1 rRNA gene is annotated in these 1,016 nt (G+C 51.8%); it reads left to right on the top strand.

Features of this window, described 5'->3' with window-relative positions:
- Positions 1-138: 138 nt before the first annotated feature.
- Positions 139-1,016, top strand: a 23S ribosomal RNA gene (locus GB864_RS17990); the annotation flags it as partial.

Raw genomic sequence — 1,016 nt, 5'->3', positions numbered from 1 at the left:
GGCTCCACCAAACAATTCACTTTTGCACCATGACAACTGGATAGCGAATAATGAAACATCCTTAAAGCTTTAGTTTTATAACACGAAGCGAAGATTGAATGGATGGTTACGCAAGTAACAGCCATCAATCAAGCAACTGGTTAAGCTACTAAGAGCGCACGGAGGATGCCTAGGCACTAGGAGCCGAAGAAGGACGTGGCGAACAACGAAATTGCCTCGGGGAGCCGTAAGCAGGCTTTGATCCGGGGATGTCCGAATGGGGAAACCCGGCTGCGGTAATGCGCAGTCACTTCTTACTGAATACATAGGTAAGTAGAGGCATACCAGGGGAACTGAAACATCTAAGTACCCTGAGGAAGAGAAAACAATAGTGATTCCGTCAGTAGCGGCGAGCGAACGCGGATTAGCCCAAACCTACGGACTTGTCCGTAGGGGTTGTAGGACGTCTCACATGGAGTTACAAAGGTGTTGGTTAGGCGAAGAGGTCTGGAAAGGCCCGCTAGAAGAGGTAAAAGCCCTGTAACCAAAAATCAGCACCCTCCGAGACGGATCCTGAGTACGGCGGGACACGTGAAACCCCGTCGGAATCCGGCAGGACCATCTGCCAAGGCTAAATACTCCCTAGTGACCGATAGCGAAGCAGTACCGTGAGGGAAAGGTGAAAAGCACCCCGGAAGGGGAGTGAAATAGAACCTGAAACCGTGCGCTTACAAAAAGTCAGAGCCCTCTATATGGGTGATGGCGTGCCTTTTGTAGAATGAACCGGCGAGTTACGTTCACGTGCAAGGTTAAGTCGGGAAGACGGAGCCGCAGCGAAAGCGAGTCTGAATAGGGCGAATAAGTACGTGGTCGTAGACCCGAAACCGTGTGATCTACCCCTGTCCAGGGTGAAGGTGCGGTAACACGCACTGGAGGCCCGAACCCACGCACGTTGAAAAGTGCGGGGATGAGGTGGGGGTAGCGGAGAAATTCCAATCGAACTCGGAGATAGCTGGTTCTCCCCGAAATAGCTTTAG

The sequence above is a fragment of the Agromyces seonyuensis genome, from assembly GCF_009789225.1.
GTDB classification, from domain to species: Bacteria; Actinomycetota; Actinomycetes; order Actinomycetales; family Microbacteriaceae; genus Agromyces; species Agromyces seonyuensis.
The sequence above is the reverse complement of the archived record's forward strand: the minus strand, read 5'-3'. Positions and strand labels throughout refer to the sequence as shown.